Origin of the sequence: Tsukamurella soli (assembly GCF_039541155.1) — a bacterium.
In the GTDB taxonomy this organism is placed as follows: Bacteria; Actinomycetota; Actinomycetes; order Mycobacteriales; family Mycobacteriaceae; genus Tsukamurella; species Tsukamurella soli.
This window is the reverse complement of the sequence record NZ_BAABFR010000016.1, coordinates 10,249-28,878: the sequence shown is the minus strand read 5'-3', so window position 1 is coordinate 28,878 and position 18,630 is coordinate 10,249. Positions and strand designations below refer to the sequence as shown.

16 protein-coding genes are annotated in these 18,630 nt (G+C 70.3%); 8 read left to right on the top strand and 8 right to left on the bottom strand.

Annotated elements, in window-relative coordinates; all coding sequences use genetic code 11:
- Nucleotides 1–113: 113 nt before the first annotated feature.
- On the top strand, nt 114–1,124 hold the full coding sequence (gene fgd / locus ABD908_RS07220; protein ID WP_344993014.1) for a glucose-6-phosphate dehydrogenase (coenzyme-F420): 1,011 nt from the start codon (nt 114–116) through the stop codon (nt 1,122–1,124).
- An 83-nt stretch (nt 1,125–1,207) separates the two neighbouring features.
- On the opposite strand, the gene ABD908_RS07215 is transcribed toward fgd, so the two are convergent.
- Nucleotides 1,208–1,894 carry an NUDIX hydrolase gene (locus ABD908_RS07215; RefSeq protein ID WP_344993012.1) on the bottom strand — a complete coding sequence of 229 codons (687 nt, stop codon included), beginning with the start codon at nt 1,892–1,894 and terminating at the stop codon, nt 1,208–1,210.
- 39 nt (nt 1,895–1,933) lie between these two features.
- Between ABD908_RS07215 and ABD908_RS07210 the strand changes: the two genes are divergently transcribed.
- A complete protein-coding gene (locus ABD908_RS07210) occupies nt 1,934–2,503 on the top strand; it encodes an AraC family transcriptional regulator (RefSeq protein WP_344993009.1) in 570 nt (189 codons plus the stop codon).
- A gap of 11 nt (nt 2,504–2,514) precedes the next feature.
- Here the strand turns inward: ABD908_RS07210 and ABD908_RS07205 are convergent, their stop codons facing one another.
- Nucleotides 2,515–3,216: a class I SAM-dependent methyltransferase gene (locus ABD908_RS07205; RefSeq protein ID WP_344993006.1), complete on the bottom strand. Its 702-nt coding sequence runs from the start codon at nt 3,214–3,216 to the stop codon at nt 2,515–2,517.
- A gap of 96 nt (nt 3,217–3,312) precedes the next feature.
- Between ABD908_RS07205 and pta the strand changes: the two genes are divergently transcribed.
- The 3 genes from pta to ABD908_RS07190 are packed head-to-tail and all read left to right on the top strand — an operon-like array spanning nt 3,313 to nt 8,113.
- The gene (gene pta / locus ABD908_RS07200) at nt 3,313–5,403 is read left to right on the top strand and encodes a phosphate acetyltransferase (RefSeq protein ID WP_344993003.1); all 2,091 of its coding nucleotides are present in this window, start codon (nt 3,313–3,315) and stop codon (nt 5,401–5,403) included.
- Nucleotides 5,403–6,572 (top strand): acetate kinase, encoded by a 1,170-nt coding sequence (locus tag ABD908_RS07195; RefSeq protein ID WP_344993000.1) that lies wholly within the window; start codon nt 5,403–5,405, stop codon nt 6,570–6,572. The genes pta and ABD908_RS07195 overlap by 1 nt, the downstream gene beginning before the upstream one ends.
- Before the next feature lie 2 nt (nt 6,573–6,574).
- Nucleotides 6,575–8,113 (top strand): adenylate/guanylate cyclase domain-containing protein, encoded by a 1,539-nt coding sequence (locus ABD908_RS07190; protein ID WP_344992997.1) that lies wholly within the window; start codon nt 6,575–6,577, stop codon nt 8,111–8,113.
- Between the two features lie 18 nt (nt 8,114–8,131).
- Here the strand turns inward: ABD908_RS07190 and ABD908_RS07185 are convergent, their stop codons facing one another.
- The 3 genes from ABD908_RS07185 to ABD908_RS07175 all read right to left on the bottom strand — a co-directional run bounded on the left by ABD908_RS07185 (nt 8,132) and on the right by ABD908_RS07175 (nt 10,597).
- Nucleotides 8,132–8,725 (bottom strand): polyhydroxyalkanoate synthesis regulator DNA-binding domain-containing protein, encoded by a 594-nt coding sequence (locus ABD908_RS07185; protein WP_344992994.1) that lies wholly within the window; start codon nt 8,723–8,725, stop codon nt 8,132–8,134.
- A 67-nt stretch (nt 8,726–8,792) separates the two neighbouring features.
- Complete coding sequence (locus ABD908_RS07180) at nt 8,793–9,053, bottom strand: hypothetical protein (protein ID WP_344992991.1); 261 nt, start codon at nt 9,051–9,053, stop codon at nt 8,793–8,795.
- 149 nt (nt 9,054–9,202) lie between these two features.
- A complete protein-coding gene (locus ABD908_RS07175) occupies nt 9,203–10,597 on the bottom strand; it encodes a DUF445 domain-containing protein (RefSeq protein WP_344992988.1) in 1,395 nt (464 codons plus the stop codon).
- A 129-nt stretch (nt 10,598–10,726) separates the two neighbouring features.
- On the opposite strand from ABD908_RS07175, the gene ABD908_RS07170 reads away from it, so the two are divergent.
- Genes ABD908_RS07170 through ABD908_RS07160 form a run of 3 tightly spaced genes read left to right on the top strand, consistent with a single transcriptional unit; the run spans nt 10,727 to nt 13,769 of the window.
- Nucleotides 10,727–11,818: a FecCD family ABC transporter permease gene (locus ABD908_RS07170; RefSeq protein WP_344992985.1), complete on the top strand. Its 1,092-nt coding sequence runs from the start codon at nt 10,727–10,729 to the stop codon at nt 11,816–11,818.
- Nucleotides 11,815–12,921: a FecCD family ABC transporter permease gene (locus ABD908_RS07165; RefSeq protein WP_344992982.1), complete on the top strand. Its 1,107-nt coding sequence runs from the start codon at nt 11,815–11,817 to the stop codon at nt 12,919–12,921. Before ABD908_RS07170 ends, ABD908_RS07165 begins: the two co-directional genes overlap by 4 nt.
- Complete coding sequence (locus ABD908_RS07160) at nt 12,918–13,769, top strand: ABC transporter ATP-binding protein (protein WP_344992980.1); 852 nt, start codon at nt 12,918–12,920, stop codon at nt 13,767–13,769. Before ABD908_RS07165 ends, ABD908_RS07160 begins: the two co-directional genes overlap by 4 nt.
- Nucleotides 13,770–13,776: 7 nt before the next feature.
- Here the strand turns inward: ABD908_RS07160 and ABD908_RS07155 are convergent, their stop codons facing one another.
- The 3 genes from ABD908_RS07155 to ABD908_RS07145 are packed head-to-tail and all read right to left on the bottom strand — an operon-like array spanning nt 13,777 to nt 18,610.
- On the bottom strand, nt 13,777–16,215 hold the full coding sequence (locus tag ABD908_RS07155; RefSeq protein WP_425584358.1) for a serine/threonine-protein kinase: 2,439 nt from the start codon (nt 16,213–16,215) through the stop codon (nt 13,777–13,779).
- Entirely contained in the window at nt 16,215–17,207 is a 993-nt protein-coding gene (locus ABD908_RS07150) for a glutamate ABC transporter substrate-binding protein (RefSeq protein WP_344992974.1), read from the bottom strand. Before ABD908_RS07150 ends, ABD908_RS07155 begins: the two co-directional genes overlap by 1 nt.
- A complete protein-coding gene (locus ABD908_RS07145; protein ID WP_344992971.1) occupies nt 17,204–18,610 on the bottom strand; it encodes a hypothetical protein in 1,407 nt (468 codons plus the stop codon). The genes ABD908_RS07150 and ABD908_RS07145 overlap by 4 nt, the downstream gene beginning before the upstream one ends.
- Between the last annotated feature and the right edge of the window lie 20 nt (nt 18,611–18,630).

The window sequence follows — 18,630 nt, the reverse complement described above, 5'->3', positions numbered from 1 at the left end:
ACCGCGGGCCGGGGGTTACCGGAGGTGCCGATGCCTGCCGATGGTTCGGGTCGCGTGCGCGATCACCGTCGCGGCCCGGACCGGACGGGGCGGCCTGAACTAGGGTGGATCGCATGGCCGATCTGAAGTTGGGTTACAAAGCATCCGCCGAACAGTTCGCCCCGCGTGAGCTGGTAGAGATCGCGGTCGCGGCCGAGGCCGCCGGCATGGATTCGGTGGCGGTGAGCGACCACTTCCAACCCTGGCGGGTCCACGGTGGCCACGCCCCGTTCTCGTTGGCCTGGATGGCCGCGGTGGGCGAGCGGACGAAGCGCGTGCAGATCGGCACGTCGGTGATGACGCCGACGTTCCGATACAACCCCGCCGTCATCGCGCAGGCCTTCGCCACGATGGCCTGCCTGTACCCCGATCGCATCTTCCTCGGCGCCGGGACCGGCGAGGCGCTCAACGAGTTCGCCACCGGATTCCAGGGCGAATGGCCGGAGTTCAAGGAGCGGTTCGCCCGGCTGCGCGAGGCGGTGCGCCTCATGCGCGAGTTGTGGAGCGGTGACGTGGTGAACTTCGACGGCGAGTACTACCACACCCAGAACGCCTACCTGTTCGACATCCCGGAGAAGCCGGTGCCGGTGTACATCGCGGCGGGCGGCCCGGTGGTGGCACGGTACGGCGGACGGGCCGGCGACGGGGTGATCTGCACGTCCGGCAAGGGTATGGACCTGTACACGGAGAAGCTCATGCCGGCCGTCGCGGAGGGAGCGGAGAAAGCCGGCCGCGACCTCGCGACTATCGACAAGATGATCGAGATCAAGATCAGCTACGACCCGGATCCCGAACTGGCGCTGGAGAACACACGTTTCTGGGCGCCGCTGTCGCTGACCGCGGAGCAGAAGCACAGCGTCAACAGCTCCGCGGAGATGGAGCGGCTCGCCGACGAGCTGCCGATCGAGCAGGTCGCCAAGCGGTGGATCGTCGCGTCCGACCCCGATGAGGCCGTCGCCGCCGTGCAGCAGTACACGGACGCCGGGCTCAACCACCTGGTGTTCCACGCACCCGGGCACGACCAGCGTCGGTTCCTCGACCTGTTCGCCTCCGACCTCGAGCCGCGTCTGCGCAAGCTGGGCTGACACTCGGTAGTTCGGACCTGTCGAATGGGGCGAGCCGTGCGGCTCGGCACTCTCGGTAAGCGTGTGACAGGTCTGTCAGACGGTCAGGTCCAGGTGAAGCGCGGCTGGCCGAGGTGGCCGACACGGGTGGTACGGCCGTGCAGGACCACCTCGCGGAACTGGTGCACCATCGCGGCGGTCGGTGCGTGCACGACGGTGCCGCGGAACGGCCACTGGAAGATCGGCCCGACCTCGCTGGGCACGGTCTGGCACTCGACATCCACCTCGGCGAGACCCACGTCGTACACGAGGGCGACCTCGTCCGGGTTCGGGCGCACCGGCCCGGCGGCACCCGCCCACGCGACGACCGGCGTGATGATGTGCCCTGAGCGGGCCACGAAGTCGTCGAGCACACCGAGTACCGCCGACGGTGGCAACAGCAGCCCGAGCTCCTCGTGCAGCTCCCGCAGCGCGGCCTGCTCGGGCGTCTCGCCGGGGTCGAGCCTGCCGCCGGGCAGCGCGTACTGCGCCGGGTTGCCGCGCAGCCGCGGGCTGCGGAACGTGAGCAGGATGCCGATGCCGATCGTGGAGTCACCGGTGATCGCCACGCACACCGCGGCCCGGCGCAGTCCCTGCGCCTCTGGTCCGTCGGCGGTGACGCGCTCGAACGCGGCGAGCCGCTCCGTGGCGTCGGCGATGGTGACCGAGACGCCGCGCGCCGGTGGGACGCTCGGATGCGTCGGAGCGGGCGTGTCGCCGTCGTAAGGGTTCTCGTCGGCCCGCTCGGTCATGACGAACCTCCGTCGGCGTCTTCCTGGCATCGTTGGGGCGTGGATGCCCCGCCCGCCTCGTTGTCGGACCCTACGCCGTTCCTCGCGATCCGCACGGGGTACGCGGTGTACCGCGGACCGGTCGCCGACGGGGTGATCCACCGCCACGCGGCGTTCCAGATCGCCGTCGCGCCTCGGGGCGAGGTCACGATGGTCGACGCCGGCGGCGCGCGACACTCGTCGGCGGCGCTGGTGGTCGCGCCCATGACGCCGCATCGGCTTCTCGGCGCGGCCGACCTGCTCACGTTCTACGTGGAACCGCACTGCGTGTTCGCGGACGGGCTGCGTTCGCGGTACCCCGTCGGCATCGCCGCCGCGCCAGAGCTGCGGAACCTCCGTGAGGACGACGTCGCGCCGACGGGTGGCGGGCCGTCGCGCACCGTCGACGCCCGCGTGGCGGCGGCCCTCGACGTGCTCCGTGGGGGCGACACGGCGATGCCGGATCTCGCTGCGTTCGTCGGCCTCTCGCCGCAGCGGCTGCGCGCCCTGACGCGGCAGATGCGGGAGATGATGGGGCTCACTCCGGCGGTCGTGCTGCCTGCGCTGCGGTCGCCCGAGCCACGCGGGTGATCACCGCACGGTCACTCCTTCAGCGCCACGTACACGGAGATCGACCCGGTCACCGTCGTCACGACCTCCACCTCGCGGACGTCACCGAAACCCGCCTCCGCGATCAGGGTCGGCAGGACGCCGTCTGCGTTGGGCTGGGTGTCGGCGTGCCCGTCGATGCACTGCACCAACCGGAACGCGGCCCGCATCAGCGTCGTGCGCTGCCGCCCGTAATCGGCGATGACGAGCCGGCCACCCGGCCGCAGCACCGCGTGCGCCGCCGCGAGCATGGCGCGCTTCACCGCAAGGGGACACTGGTGCAGCACGAGCGTCGACACCACCGTGTCCGCGGACTCCGCCCCCAGCCGCTCGACCAGGGCGTCGCCGCGCCCGACGTGCCACACGACACCGTCGGCCTTGCGCCGCGCCACCGTGAGCACGTCCGGGTCGGGGTCCACGCCGACCACGTGCGCGCCGGGCTCGATGCTTCGTAGCAGCGCGGCCAGCGACCCGGTCCCGCAGCCCACGTCGACGATCACCTCGTCCGGCCGTGGTGCGACGTAGGCGACGGTCAGGGCGCGCCAGAGTCGCTCGCGGGTCATGGCGACCGCGAGGTCGAGGTATCGGGCGGGCACGAGGCGCCCGAGGGCGGGGGTGAACGCCGCGTCGGCCTGGGGGAGGTCGGACGTGGGGGAGCGGGACGGCAGGCCCCTGGTCGGGTTCGCATCGGTCATGTCCGCAGTCTCGCGGCCGGCGGTGCGCCCGTCTTGAACGAAACGCTCGGGGCGCGGTGTGGTCCGGGTGTATACGGGGCTGGAATAGTGAACGCCATGGTCGCGCGCCCGAAGACGAGCAGCATCTACATCGCATCCTCCGAGGGGGACACCGGCAAGTCCACGATCGCACTGGGTGCGATGAACCTCCTGACGTCCACCGGATGGAACATCGGCGTGTTCCGACCCATCCCGCGGGTCACGCAACCGGGACAGCGGGACTACATCCTCGAGCTGCTCCTCGAGCAGGCGACCGCCGAGCTCGAGTACGACGAGTGCGTGGGCGTCACGTACGAACAGGTGCACGCCGACCCCGAGGCGGCGCTCGCCGACATCGTCACCCGCTTCCACGCGGTGGAGGACGAGTGCGACTTCGTGCTGGTCCTCGGCTCCGACTACACCGATGTGACGACGCCCACCGAGTTCGCCTTCAACGCGCGGATCGCCGTCAACCTCGGGTCGTCGATCCTGTTGGCGGTCAAGGCCCTCGGGCGTACCCCCGAGCAGGTCCGCGCCGTCGCCGAGACCGCGATGACGGAGATCCGTCACAACCACGCACACACGGCCGCCATCGTGGCCAATCGCTGTGACCCCGAGCAGATCCCCGCTGTGGTGGCCGCGTTGCGCGCCGAGGGACGCCCGGCCTGGGCGCTGCCCGAGGAGCCGATCCTGGTGGCGCCCATGATGAGCGAGCTGATGGATGCGCTCGGCGGCCGGTTGCTGTGGGGTGACGAGGAGCTGCTGTCACGGGAGGCGATGTCGGTGCTGGTCGGCGGCATGACCGCCGAGCACATCCTGGAGAGGCTGACCGAGGGCGTGGCGGTGGTGGCGCCCGGCGATCGGTCGGACGTGCTTCTGGCCCTGGTCAATTCGCATCGCGCCACGAACTTCCCGTCGTTGGCCGGCATCCTGCTCAACGGCGGCTACACGCCGCACCCCATGATCGGCGCGCTGGTCGACGGCCTGGAGCCGACGGTGCCCATCGTCACCGTCCCACAGGGCACGTACGACGCGGCCCGGATCGCGGCGGAGACCCGCGGCCGGGTCGGACCCGCGTCCGTCCGCAAGATCGACGTCGCCCTGGCCCTGGTGGAGAAGTACATCGACCCGGACGAGTTGCTCGAGACGCTGCAGGTGTCGAACCCGGATGTGGTGACGCCCCAGATGTTCGAGTACCAGCTGATCGCGCGTGCGCGCTCGCAACGCAAGCACATCGTGTTGCCGGAGGGCGACGACGACCGCATCCTGCGGGCGGCCGGCCGGCTGCTGCGCCGCGACGTCGCCGACCTGACGATCCTGGGCCAGGAGTCACGCGTGCGCGCCCGCGCCGCCGAGCTCGGCGTGGAGCTGGAGGCGGCCACCGTCGTCGACCCACGCCGCGCGGCCGACCTGATCGAGCGGTTCGCGCAGGCCTACTACGAGCTGCGCAAGCACAAGGGCATGACGCTCGAGCGGGCACACGAGACCGTGCAGGACGTCTCGTACTTCGGGACGATGATGGTGCACCTCGGTCTGGCCGACGGCATGGTGTCCGGTGCCGCGCACACCACCGCACACACGATCCGGCCGTCGTTCGAGATCATCAAGACCAAGCCCGGGGTGTCGACGGTGTCGTCGATCTTCCTGATGTGCCTGTCGGACAAGGTACTCGCGTACGGCGACTGCGCCGTGGTCCCCGACCCGACGGCGACGCAGCTCGCGGACATCGCCATCAGCTCGGCCGAGACCGCGGCCCAGTTCGGCATCGACCCGCGCGTCGCGCTGCTGTCGTACTCGACCGGGGAGTCCGGCACGGGCGTCGACGTGGACAAGGTGCGTGAGGCGACGCGGCTGGTGCACCAGCGAGCGCCGGAACTGCTGGCGGAGGGGCCGATCCAGTACGACGCGGCGGTGGACCCGGCCGTGGCGGCGGCCAAGATGCCCGACTCGCCCGTGGCGGGGCAGGCGACGGTGCTCGTCTTCCCGGATCTCAACACCGGTAACAACACCTACAAGGCGGTGCAGCGGTCGGCCGGGGCGGTCGCGATCGGCCCGGTGCTGCAGGGTCTGAACGCCCCGATCAACGATCTCTCGCGCGGTGCTCTGGTAGAAGACATCGTGAACACCGTGGCGATCACCGCCATCCAGGCGCAGGCGATGGGAGCGTGATGACCGGCACGACCGACACCACCGCCGGATCGCGAGGCGGCGCTGTACTCGTCCTCAACTCCGGCTCGTCGTCGCTGAAATACCAACTGCTGTACCCGGATACGGGCGAGGTGGTGGTGTCCGGCATCATCGAGCGGATCGGTGAGACGGACGTACCCGACCACGGTACGGCGCTGCGCCGGGTATTCGATGAGTTCGCGTCCGCCGGGATCGACCTGAGTTCGATCGCGGCGGTGGGGCACCGTGTGGTGCACGGCGGCCGGACGTTCCACGAGCCCACGCTGATCGACGACGACGTGCTGGCCGAGATCCGCCGGTTGTCCAGCCTTGCGCCCCTGCACAACCCGGCCAACGTGGCGGGGATCGAGGTGGCGCGCGAGCTACTGCCCGGGGTCGATCAGGTGGCCGTGTTCGACACGGCGTTCTTCTTCCACCTACCCGACGCCGCGGCGACGTACGCGATCGACTCCGCCGTCGCCGAGCAACACGCCCTGCGTCGCTACGGGTTCCACGGAACCTCCCATCGATACGTCTCGGAGCGCGTCGCGGAGTTTCTGGGGCGGCCGTACTCGGAGGTGAACCAGATCGTCCTGCACCTCGGCAACGGTGCGTCCGCGTCCGCGATCCGCGGCGGCCGCGCGATCGACACCTCGATGGGCCTGACCCCGCTGGAGGGTCTCGTCATGGGCACCCGATCCGGTGACATCGACCCCGGACTGGTGCTTCACCTCAACCGCGCCTTGGGGATGGGGGTCGACGAGATCGACGACCTGCTCAACCGCCGGTCCGGCCTACGGGGGCTGTGCGGCGAGAACGATTTCCGGTCCGTGCGAGGCCTGATCGACGCCGGGGACGCGGCAGCACGGCTCGCCTACGACGTGTACGTGCACCGGCTGCGCAGATACATCGGCGCGTATCTCGTGGAACTCGGCCGTGTCGACGCCATCACCTTCACCGCCGGGGTCGGGGAGAACGACCCCGGGATCCGCGCAGACGCCCTGGCGGGGCTCGAGCGGTTCGGGATCGCCGTCGACCCCGAGCGGAACGCAGGGCGCGCCGCCGTGCCGACCCGGATATCGCCCGACGGGGCGGAGGTGGCCGTGCTGGCCGTGCCGACCAATGAGGAGCTCGCGATCGCGCGCGACACCATCGCGCTGAGCGGCGGGTGACGATGTCGGGTAGGCGCGGCGACTACGGTTCCCTCCTCCTCGGTGGGCGGTTCGAGAGCCGCCGTCGGCGGCGGATCCGCACCACGATCCTGCTCGCGGTCGGTAGCTACGGCGCCAACCTCGTCGCGCTGGGCCTCGCGCTCCTGTTGGTCACCGTCGGCATCCCGGAGCCGTCGATCTTCGAGCCGAGCCTGCGGACCGTCAACGAGGTCCTGCTTCCGACGGCGCTGGGGGTGGGCTTCGTCATGGGCCACGTGCGCGGCGTGTACGTCGTGTGGTCGCGGCTGCGCTGGGTCACCCGTTCCGAGCTGCCGCCGACGGAGGCCGAGGCCCGGCGCACGCTCTCGTTGCCGGGATGGCTGACCTTCATGCAGCTGAGTATCTGGCTACTGGGTGCCGCCCTGTTCGGGATCCTGTACGGGGCACACGAGCTGCGGCTGGTGCCCAAGATCGTCGGCGTCATCACCCTCTCCGGTTTCGTGGTGTGCGGCGTGGTGTTCCAGCTGGCGGAGCTGAGCATGCGGCCGATCACCGCGATCGTGCTCCGCTCGTACGTGCCGCCCAAGCGGCAGCACGGCCTGCTGGTCCGCTCGGTGGGATCCTGGCTGCTCGGATCGGGCCTGCCGCTGATCGGGATGATCCTGATCATGGTCTTCGCGGTGACCATCGGCGACGTCACCATCGTCCAGCTCGCCGTGAGCGTGCTGGTGCTCTCGGCGATGTCGGTCGCCACCGGGCTGACGCTCACCCTGCTCAACCTGTCCCGGATCACGGGGCCGTTGCGCAGCGTCATCGACGGGATGCGTGAGGTGGAGCAGGGCCGGTTCGATGCCGAGGTGTCCGTGTACGACCCGTCGACGCTCGGGGCGCTGCAGGCGGGCTTCAACGCAATGGCGGCGGGCCTGCGCGAGCGTGAGCTCGTGCGGGACCTGTACAACCGGCAGGTCGGTGAACAGGTGGCGAGGGCGACCATCGAGTCGCGGCCGGAGCTGGGCGGCGTCGAGCGGACCGTGGCAGTGGTGTTCATCGACCTCGTCGGCTCCACGACCCTCGCCGCGACTCGACGTGCGAGCGAGGTGGTCACCATCCTCAACCGGTTCTGCGGGGTGGTGGTCGAGGAGGTGAACCAGCGCGGCGGCCTGGTCAACAAGTTCGAGGGCGACGCGGTGCTGGCGATATTCGGGGCGCCCACCGAGCTGCCCGACCCGGCCGGCGCGGCGCTGGAGGCGGCCCGGGTGATGACAGCGCGGGTCGCGGTGGAGGTCGAGGAGATCCGGGCCGGGTGCGGCGTGTCGTTCGGCGTCGTGGTGGCCGGGTACGTCGGCGCCGCGGATCGGTTCGAATACACGGTGATCGGCGACCCGGTCAACGAGGCGGCACGCCTCTCCTCGGCCGCCAAGGAGGATCCGACGGTGCCGTGGGTCTCGCAGACCGTCGTCGACGCGGCGTCCCCGGCGGAGGCGCAGCACTGGCACCGCGGGCCCGTCCGGGTGCTGCGCGGCCGCGTCGCACGGACCCAGATCTACCTGGCGCGGAGCTGACCCCCAGCGTGGCCGACGTCAGTCCTCGTCGTCGGCGGTGGCCGCGCTGCCGGTCTTCTCCTGTAGCAGCAGCGTCACGGCCTGGGTCAGCTGTGACACCTGCTGGCGCAGCTCCTGGATCTCGGCCTGCTGCTGCTCGCTGGTAGACGGTGCCCCTGAGCGTGCGTTCTCCGCGCTCTTGGCCTTCCCCTTCGGCTTCGCGTTCGACTTCTTCTTGGCCTTCGGCGACTTGGCCTTCGGCGACGACGCGTCGTCCGGCTGGTCAGCGCTGCCCTGTCTGCCGCCCGGCTTGTCACCGTCGTTGCCACCGAGCGGTGAGAGCCGCCCGAAATCGGCGATCCCGACGACGTTCTGTGCCACGTCCGCGGGGGCCCGCAGCAGGTCGGAGAGCAGGTTCGAGCCGCCGGGTCGGCTCTGGGCGCGCCGCCGAAGCAACTGGGCGAGGACCTCGTCGGTGCGGTCGATGCCGCTGTCGTGGTCGCGGACCACGACCCGGGTGCCGAGGTCGAGAAGTCCGGCGATCTCGTCGAGCGTGGTGAACCTGCGGCGGACCGAGTCGTAGAGCTTGCGGTTCGAATAGCGCTTGATCAGGTATGGATCGTCGTCTGCCATCGGTCCTCCTAGTACGGCCCAGCGGACCCCAGGGTACCGCCGGGCCGCGGAGAGGACGGGCGGCGGATCACTTGCCCTTACGGACCTTGGTGAGCTTCTCGACCTGCTCGTTCAGCGCCTTCGTCTGCTTCTTCAAGGTCTTGCGCAGATCCTTGTCGGCGACCGCGTTGACGCGCTTGCGGGCACCGCTCTCGGCGTTCTTCGCGTTCTCGAGCAGGTCGTCGACGAGCACCTTGGTCGAGTCGACCACCGACGTGAGGTAGTTGGTCAGCGTCGTCTCGGCGGTGATCGTCTTGCTGGACTTCTTCTTCGAGTTCTTGTCGGCCATGGTTCGACTCCTTTGTCGGTGGGGTCGTCCGCGGGGAGCGGGACGAATCAGTTACGCGATTGCGTAAGAAAAGGCTACGCCAGCGCGTAAAAATTACGCAACGTGGTGTGGCGTACATCACAATACATCGCGAGAGGTGTCGAACCGGATCACCGGGAGAGATGTTCCACGAGCTGGACCTGCAGCTCGCCCACCAGGAAGCCGAGGATCGCGCCGACTGCGATGAGGGTCTTCTCGTCCGCGCGGAATGCCGGGCGCAGCACGCCCTCGAACTCGTCGGGCGTCATCGCCGCCATCTTCTCGGACATCGTCGACTGCACCTGGAGCGCGCGCGTCAGGTAGTCCTCGGCCAGGGTCAAGACGTCGGGCAGCACCGCCACCAGGTCCTGGGCGGCCGCCTGGCACATGGGCTCGACCCGGGCCATGTCGAGACCCGCCCCGGTGATCCCGCCCAGCGGTCCACCGACCACGCCCGATACGACGTCCAGCAGGCCGCCGATCGAGAGGTCGCCCACACCGACGTCGAACAGGCCGACGTCGGGGAGGCCGAGTTCCTTCAAGATGGGCAGCGCGGCGGTGCCGAAGTCGAGTCGTTTCTGGACGTCTCCGAGTTCGTCGCGCAGCGCCCGCTCGATGACGTCGGCCGTCACCGCCACCATCCGATCGACACATGTTCCGGTGCACAGCGCCCGCACGAGTCGGTCGGCGGTGAGCACCCTGGTCGCGATGAGAGCGCCGTACTCCTTGGCGACGGGGATCCGGTGCTTGAGGAACAGTCCCTGCCAGGTGATGACTCCGAGGTAACGGGTGCGCTCCTTGGGATTGAAGATCAGCCGTAGCGCGGCCCAGTCCGTGAACCAGCCGGTGAACAGGCCGAACAGCGGCATCAGCCACGGGTTGTGGAAGACGGCCCACGCGCACGCCTGCACCAGGCCGATACCGAAGCCGAACACCAGGCCGCTGAGGCGGATGAACCGGAACTCACGCCGTCCGACGTCGAGGAACATCGACTCGAGGGTGTCGGGATCGGCGAGGAACTCCCGGGTGACCATGGACTGCAGGTCGAATACCTCGTCGATGTGGTCGATCACCGCCTCGGTCAGCGACACCACCACGTCGGGCGCCGCCTCCTGTACCCGCTGGACCACCACATCCTGTGCGACGGGCGGCAGGACGTGCCACAGTGCCGGCTGGTACTCGGGCAGCACACCCCGGGCGATCCGCCCGATCTCCGTGCGCAGGGGGCGTTCGACGAGGGCGGCGATCTCGGCACCGTCGAGCCGCTCCGCGATCTCGCGCGCGGTGATGAGCCGACCGGTCAGGGTCTCGCACAGCACCTCGACCATCTGTGTGGACCGTCGGGGGATGATCCCCTGCCAGCCGAGCTTTCCGAATCCCTTGAACCGCTGCGGCCGGAACATCATCTTGATCGCCACCAGCTTGGTCCCGAATCCGACGAGTGAGGCGATGACGGGCATGGTGACGTAGATCAGCCAATTGGCACGAACGTCTGAGACGATCTCGGGCCATGACTGAATGTGCACGAACGCCCTCCTCGATGGCGACCGACCGGGTGTCGACTGCTGGCATTGTCGCCTGCGGGCACGTCGCGGGAGGCTGAATCGCAGTGGCTGCCGTGAGGATCAGGCAAGGCAACCCTTATCATCGATCGGGTGAGCCTGAGTTCCCCGCCGGCAGGCGACCCCGTCGCGGCGCACCGCCCGGTCCCGGGGGCCCGCCTCCGGAGGCGTCGACTGATCGGGCTCGGCGCCCTGGCGGTACTCCTGGTGGCGGCTGTGGTCGCATCCCTCGCGATCGGCACCCGGTCGATCGCCCCCGGCATGGTGTGGGACGCGCTGGTGCATCGGTACACGGCGGGCTCGGGCGTCGCGGATCAGCCGCTCGACGACGCGGCGATCATCGTGCAGACGCTGCGGCTGCCCCGGACCGTCCTCGCCACAGTGGTCGGCGCTGCGCTCGCCGTGGCGGGGGCCCTCATGCAGGGGCACACGCGCAACCCGATCGCCGACCCGGGGCTGCTCGGCATCACGCAGGGCGCCGCGTTCGCGGTGGTGCTCACCGTGTATCTCGGCGACCTCGACCATCCCATCGAATACGTGTGGTTCGCCTTCCTGGGCGCCGCGGTCGCGGCGGTCACCGTCTTCGGTCTCGCGAGTGTCGGCGCCGGCGGGGCGTCGCCGCTGACACTGGTGCTCGCCGGCACCGGTGTCTCGGTGTTCCTCTCGGCGATCACATCGGCGGTCGCGCTGTCCGATCAACAGACCCTGGACGCACTGCGGTTCTGGAACGCCGGCGCCGTCGCGGGCCGCGGCTACGACGTGATCGCCAGCACCGCCCCGTTCCTGCTGGTGGGGCTCGTGATCGCGCTGGCGAACGCCCCGGCGATCAACCTGCTGGGACTCGGCGAGGACGTCGCGAAGGGGCTCGGGCTGAACGTGACGCGGGCGCGGGTGACGGGGATCGTGGCCGTGACCGTCCTCGCTGGCGCGGGGACCGCGGCGTGCGGCAGCATCGCCTTCCTCGGGTTGATGGCCCCGCACATCGCGCGATACATCACCGGCCCCGACTACAGGTGGTTGCTGCCGATCGCGGGCCTGCTCGGCGCGATCCTGCTGTTGGTGGCCGATGTCGTCGGCCGCGTGGTCGCGCGGCCGGGCGAGCTCCAGGTGGGCATCGTGCTGGCACTGATCGGCGCGCCGTTCTTCGTGGCGCTGGTGTGGTGGCGGAAGGCGGCCCGGCTGTGACCCGCGCGGAGCTGACCGGCACCGTCGATGCCGGCCCGGCACCGTCGCACCCGCCGCTGCCGCGCGCCCTGCGCATCGGCCCTGTCGTCTCGATGGTGTTCCGGCCGCGCCCGGTGGCCGTGAGCGGCGTGCTCGCCTGCGCGACGTTCGTCGTGGTATGCCTCAGCATCCGGCTCGGCGACCTGCCGATCTCGCTGCCGGACGTGGTCCGTGCGATGTTCGGCTCGGGGGACTCGGTGACCGTGTACATCGTCCACGACCTGCGGATGCCGCGGGCCCTGGTCGGCGTGATCGTGGGTGCCGCGCTGGGGATGTCCGGCGCGATCGTGCAGTCGATCGCCCGGAACCCGCTGGCCAGCCCCGACATCCTCGGCATCACCGGCGGCGCCGGCGTCGCCGCGGTGTTCCTGGTGACCTCGGGGACGTCGGTCGCGCGCAGCCTCGACGCCGGTGTCGGGATCCCCGCGGCGTCGCTGATCGGCGGCCTCGCGACCGGGATGGTGGTGTATCTGCTCGCATTCCGCGGCGGCGTCGACGGGATGCGGCTGATCCTGATCGGTGTCGCCATCACGTCGCTCACCACTGCGCTCACGACGTGGATGATCGTGCGCGCGCAGCTGACCGACGCCGCCCGGGCCCAGACCTGGCTGGTGGGGTCGCTCGACGCACGCACGTGGTCGCAGGTCGGCTCGAGCGCGACGGTGGCGGCGGTCGCCGCGCTACTCGCGCTCGGTTCGGCCTTCGCGCTCCGGGCGATCGCGCTGGGTGACGACGTTGCGCGGGGGCTCGGTGTCCGGCTCACCCTGACGAGGGGACTGCTGCTGCTCGCGGCCGTGCTCCTCGCCGGCGTCGGTGTCTCGGCGGCGGGGCCGATCGCGTTCGTCGCGTTCGTCTCGCCGCAGGTGGCGATGCGACTGACCGGGCTGCCGACACCGCCGCTGATCCCCGCGGCCCTGACCGGCGCCCTTCTGCTGACGGGCGCCGACCTCGTGTCCCGCCTGCTGCCGACGCCGCTGCCGGTCGGCATCGTCACCGCCGCGGTGGGCGGCCCGTTCCTCGTGTACCTGCTGGTCCGCGCCAACCTGAAGGTGTCCAAGCGATGAGCCGAATCACGGACCAGGGGTCGATCGCCGAGCAGCGCCCGGACCGGGGCGATGTCGCTCCGTCCCGGCTCGGCGCCCGGTCGCTGGTGGTGGGCTACGGCGCGGAACCGGTGATCGACGGCCTCGACATCGACATCCCCACCGGTGGGGTCACCACCGTGATCGGGCCCAACGGCTGCGGCAAGTCGACGCTGCTGCGCACCCTGTCGCGCCTGCTGAAGCCGCAGTCGGGCACCGTCGTCCTGGACGGGCACGACATCGCAAGGCTGGGGACCCGCGACGTGGCGACCCGACTGGGGCTGCTGCCCCAGTCACCGTCGGCGCCCGAAGGGCTCACGGTGGCCGATCTGGTGGCCCGCGGCCGGCACCCGCATCAGTCGTGGCTGCGGCAGTGGTCGTCGGACGATGCCGACGTGGTGGACGACGCGCTGACCCGCACCGGTGTGCGGGATCTCGCGGACCGTCCGATCGATGCGCTCTCCGGCGGGCAGCGGCAGCGGGTGTGGATATCGATGACTCTCGCGCAGGGCACCGACCTGCTGCTGCTCGACGAGCCCACCACGTACCTCGATCTGGCGCACGCGCTGGACGTGCTGGACCTGGTCGGCGAGCTGTCCGACGGGGGCCGGACCGTGGTGATGGTGCTGCACGACCTCAACCTGGCGGTCCGCTACAGCGACCATCTGATCGTGATGAAGGCGGGCGCGATCGTGGCGCAGGGGCATCCACGCGATGTGATCAGCGAGCGGCTGCTGCGTGCGGTCTTCGGCCTCGCGTCGCAGGTGATCGACGACCCCGTGTCCGACCGCCCCCTGATCGTGCCGATCGGCCGCCGCCACACTGCGTGACCACCGATCACCACAGGGTGCGTGGGCGGATGGCGTTCGCCAGGTCGACCAGCGCGTGCCGCTGCCGCTTGCGCTCGGCGAGCGCGGCGAGGTCGCGGAGCGCCTGCTCGGTGGCGGCGCGCAGCCCGCGTTCGGTCATATCGTGTTCCAGGAACAGGGGCTTGTCGTCGAGCCGGCCGTGCTGGTTGCGGTGCTGCACCCAGCCGAGCGTCACCCCCAGCACCAGACCGCGCAGCTGTAGCCGTCGCCACTCCGACTTGGGCAGCGTCTTGAGCCGCCGCGCGGCCTCGCGCAGTTGGTCCTCGGTCACCTCGCCGAGGTCGCGGCCGTGCACCAGGGTGACCACCGTGGAGCAGAGTGCCGCCGTGTAGTGCCGGCTCGTGGACGGCACCTGGTCGAGGACCTCGACGGTGCCGACCACGTCGCCCGCCGCCCGCCGCATGCGTGCGGCACCGAACGCCGCCGACACGATGCCGCGGTCGGTGCGCCACACCAGCTCGTACCGCTCGCGCGCTCGCATGAGCCACGCCGCATGGTCGGATTCGCCGTTCTCGAAACAGAACTCGGCCGCGACGGCGGCCGCCAGCTTGGGTGCGGCCTCGCCCGGGGTCTGGTCGGTGACCGCCTCGAAGTAGTCGTAGGCCTCGGGATATCGCCCCTGCATCAAGGCGGTCTCGCCGCGATACCAGTCCACCTGCCAGCGGTGCGGTTCGCGATCCGCGAGTCGGGCGAGCATGTCGGCGGCCTGGTCGACCTCCCCCAGCTCGAGGTGGGCGCGGGCCTCGGCCAGGTCGATCTCGACTGTGCTCTTCATGGTCGACCGCAGCTCGGCGAGGGAATCGAGGATCTGCGTCGGGTCGCTGCGCATCGTCAGCGCCAGCACCCCGGCGGCCGGATCGGCGGGGTTGGCGATCGGAATAGGCAGCGCCGCAAGAACTTCCGCGGCCACTAGGCGGTCGTCGTGGAATTCCGGATCGGGGTCCACCGCGCGCAGGATCCGCTCGATGCCGAACGTCGAGCGCTGCGGCGTGAACACCACCGACAGGCCCGGCCTCGGCTCGCCCGATTTGGTGGACAGGCACTCTCGCAGCACGCCGAGCAGTTGGTCGGTGAGCTCGGCCGCCGAGGCGAACCGCCGCGCGGGCATAGGGTCGATCGCCTTGACCAGCAGGCGGTACAGCGAGTTGTATCGCGCGAGGTTGGGCTCCTCGGCGGGCGTGGGCAGCCCGTCGGTGTACCGGCCGCCCTTCATCGGGATGTGCGCTACCAGCACCGCGAGTGTACGACCCACCGTATACACGTCGGAGGCCACCGTCGGGCCCGTCGTGGCGATCTCGGGCGCCTGGAAACCCGGTGTCCCGTAGATGTATCCGTATCCGCCCAGCGGCGCGACCGCACCGAGGTCGATCAGCTTGACGTCCTCCTCGCTGATCATGATGTTGTCCGGCTTGAGGTCGTTGTATGCCAGGCCCAGCGAGTGCAGGTAGCTCAGCGCCGGCAGGATCTCCAACACGTAGGCGATGGCCTGCTCCACCTCGACCTGGGTATCCGTTTGCGCCAGAATGTCTTTCAAGGTCTTGCCGGGGACGTACTCCATCACGATGTACCCGATCAGGGTGCCGTCCGGGTCGGGGTGCTCCACGAAGTTGTAGATCTTCACGATCGACGGGTGGGTCATCTCGGCCAGGAACCGGCGCTCCGCTACCGCGACCGCCTGGGCCTGCGCGTCCCCCGTGTTGAGCAAGCCCTTGAGTACCACCGGCCGGTCGACCACATTGAGATCGGTGGCGAGGTAGATCCAGCCCATGCCGCCGTGCGCGATGGCGCCTTGGATCTCGTACTGGTCGGCGACGATATCGCCCGGCTGCAGCGCCGGCGCGAACGAGAACCGTGCGCCGCAGTGGGGACAGTTGCCCAACAGCCTGCCGGACGCCCCGTCCTCCGTGCGCCCCACGGGCTTGCGGCAGTTCCAGCAGAACCGCCTTCCCTCGTCGACGATCGGGTTGGTCTTGATGGCCTCCGACGGGTCCACCGCGTCGATCCGGGGCACCTCGACGAGGCCTCCGCCGACGCGCCGGCGCCCCGACAGCCGCGTCGTGGGCATGCCCAGCGACGCCATCCGATTGGTCGCCAGCGTCCGCCCGGTCGCGATCCCGCGATCCGTCTCGCGGGTGGCGCTCGGCCCGGCGGGACGGGGAGGTTGCGGGCGCGGCTCGGGCCTGGGCTGCGGCGCCTCGGGCGGGGCGACGACCGTGACCTGCGTCCCGACCGGTGGCAGCCCGTCGTCGGTCTCATCAGGCGCCTCGATCCCGGTGGCTTCACTCTCCGTCGCGGCGGGCTCCCGGGTCTCGGTGGCATCGGTCCACACCGGGACGTACGCGGCGGCTTGGGTCGGCACGTCCGGGACCTGCGCACCGTCGTCTCGGCGGTCGTCCTGCGCGCCCATCAGGGCGCGCTCGTGTAGGTGGCCGCCGGGGGCGACCACACGGGCCCCAGGGTCGCGCCGAACCACTGGTTGTACAACTGCATCCAGGTGCCGTCCCGTTCGATCTGCAAAAGCACTGCATTGACGAAACGCACCAGATCGACGTTCTGTTTCCCGACCCCCACGGCGTACGGGTCCTGCCCGAGTACCGGCCCCGTGATCGTCACGTTGGGGTCCTGCGAGACGAGGCCGGCGAGCACGGCGTCGTCGCTCGACACGGCATCCGCCTGGCCCTGCTGCAGCAGCACCAGGCAGTCGGGCCAGGAGTCCACCGCGATCACCCGCGCGCTCGGCACGGCGCGGCGGATCCGCACGAGCGAGGTGGTGCCGCGCATCTCGCACACCCGCCGACCCGACAGGTCGCCCACCGTGTTGACCGGCTGGCTGCGGGGCGTCAGCACCCGCTGATTCGCGAGGTAGTACGTGGCCGAGAACGCGATGTCCTTCGCGCGGTCACACGTCGCCGCCATCGTCTTCACCACGATGTCCACCGCGCCGGACTGGAGCGCCGAGACGCGATCGTCGTCGCCCGCGAGGATCTGGAACTGGATGTGGGTGTCGTCGCCGAAGATCGCCTGGGCGATCTGCCGTGCGATGGACACGTCGAAGCCGTTGATCGTCCCGGTGATCGGGTCGCGGTACGCCAGCAGGTTGGAGCCGATGTCGATGCCCACGATCAGCCGCCCGCGCTGCAGGATCCTCGCCATCGTGCTGCCGGCAGGCATCTGTCCGGGCGGGGGCAGCGCGCTCGGGAGCGGGCTGGCGGGGCACATCGTCACGTCCGCCGGGAGCGGGGTGTTCTGCGGGATCTGCGATGCGTTCCCCGGCTCGGGCAGGGAGAGCGAGGTGACCAGGTCGTCGGGGGAGTCGGGTGCGGGCACCACACAGGCGCCGACGGTGACCGCCACCCCGGTCAACAGGGCGGCGAAGCGGGCTCGGGCCGGGCGGGTCACCGGTACTCCCGGATCCGCGGGTAGTACCCCACCCCGATGCCCGCGACGGCGACGCAGGACAGGACGAACGCGCCGGGGCCGGAGTACGCGATCGACGCCCGCGCGGTGTTCACATTGTCGCGATACAGGGTCCGGGCCCGATCGATGGCGGTGGTGAGGTGTGTGTCGAGGGACTGGTAGGCGAGCGCCGCGGACCCGGGATCGGTGCCGACCGCCAGCCGGGTCGCACCGACGTAGTCGCCGGAGTTCTCGTGTTGGAGGATCTGTCGGTGTGCGCTCGCCCAGAGCGTCGCGGCGGACCGTGCGGCGTCGACCTCGGTGGCCACGGACTGGTCGGACCGGCCGACCTTGGACAGGCTCGCCAGCGCATCGTCCAACGCCCCGCTGAACGAGCCGGACGCGGCGGAGGTGTCGCCGCCCCGCTGCACCAGCGCCATCGTCTCCATCGAGCGGGCCTTCTGGGTCAGCGTGCGGGCGTTCGTCAGGCTGTCGACCGCGTCGGCGCCCTTGCTCTGCGCGAGCGCCGAGAACGACACGGACGTGAGGCTCGCGATCGCGACCCACAGCAGCGCCACCGTCATCGCCGCCCCGGCCACGAGCAGTCCGAGGTTGAGGGTGCGCCGGGTCCGCCGGGCCAGCTGCCGGTGCGCGAGCAGCAGCGACCCGAGCGTCACGATCAGCGCACCGTAGAGCGCGTAGGGCGGGTCGGCGAACTTCTCGTGCGACGCCCGTAGACCCGCGTCCTCCTGGTGGTAGAACTGCTCGGCGGCGGGCAGCATCGTGTTCTGCATCAGCGTCGATGCGGACGCGAGGTAGGCCGCGCCGACCGCGTTGTCCTGTCGGTTGTTCGCGCGGGCGGTCTCGACCAGCCCGGTGTACACCGGCAGGGTGGTGGCGATGGTGTTGAGGTCGTCGTGCGCCTGCTGCTCGGCGGGCGGCAGGCTGGTGGCCGACGTGACCACGGCGCGCCCGGCGGTGGCGATGGCTGCGAGATACGAGCTGAGTAGTGCGTCGTTGTTGATCCCGCCCGCGATGAACGCCGCGTTCGCGGAGGCGTTGGCCGTGGACAGCGAGCTGTACAAGACCTGGGACGCGTTGGCGCGCGGCTCGAAGTCCGCGAGGTTGCTGCGCAGGACGTCGGTGCGGCCCAGCTGACCCGCTGCCGCGAACCACCCCACGAAGAGGCACATCGCCGCCAGCACGAGTGCCGACGAGACGAGCTTGCCGGGGCTCGACACCAGGAACTCACGGAGTTCCGCCAGCACCGAGGACTCGCCGATGGTCCGCCGGAACGGATACATCCGCCGGATCGGGTACAGCTGACGGTACCTGGACGTCTCGGCCGTCACGGTCGCGCCAGCCCTTTCCTCGTTCTCGTCCTCGTGCATCTCTCGGACCCGCACGGGTGCAGGTCACCTCCGAC

Excerpts from the sequence above, each read along its gene's own strand:
- ABD908_RS07190 (WP_344992997.1), top strand. The coding sequence starts at position 6,575 with ATGTCGGGTAGGCGCGGCGACTACGGTTCCCTCCTCCTCGGTGGGCGG.
- ABD908_RS07215 (WP_344993012.1), bottom strand. The coding sequence starts at position 1,894 with ATGACCGAGCGGGCCGACGAGAACCCTTACGACGGCGACACGCCCGCT.
- fgd (WP_344993014.1), top strand. The coding sequence starts at position 114 with ATGGCCGATCTGAAGTTGGGTTACAAAGCATCCGCCGAACAGTTCGCC.
- ABD908_RS07155 (WP_425584358.1), bottom strand. The coding sequence starts at position 16,215 with ATGGGCGCGCAGGACGACCGCCGAGACGACGGTGCGCAGGTCCCGGAC.
- ABD908_RS07185 (WP_344992994.1), bottom strand. The coding sequence starts at position 8,725 with ATGGCAGACGACGATCCATACCTGATCAAGCGCTATTCGAACCGCAAG.
- ABD908_RS07195 (WP_344993000.1), top strand. The coding sequence starts at position 5,403 with ATGACCGGCACGACCGACACCACCGCCGGATCGCGAGGCGGCGCTGTA.
- ABD908_RS07180 (WP_344992991.1), bottom strand. The coding sequence starts at position 9,053 with ATGGCCGACAAGAACTCGAAGAAGAAGTCCAGCAAGACGATCACCGCC.
- ABD908_RS07160 (WP_344992980.1), top strand. The coding sequence starts at position 12,918 with ATGAGCCGAATCACGGACCAGGGGTCGATCGCCGAGCAGCGCCCGGAC.
- pta (WP_344993003.1), top strand. The coding sequence starts at position 3,313 with ATGGTCGCGCGCCCGAAGACGAGCAGCATCTACATCGCATCCTCCGAG.
- ABD908_RS07205 (WP_344993006.1), bottom strand. The coding sequence starts at position 3,216 with ATGACCGATGCGAACCCGACCAGGGGCCTGCCGTCCCGCTCCCCCACG.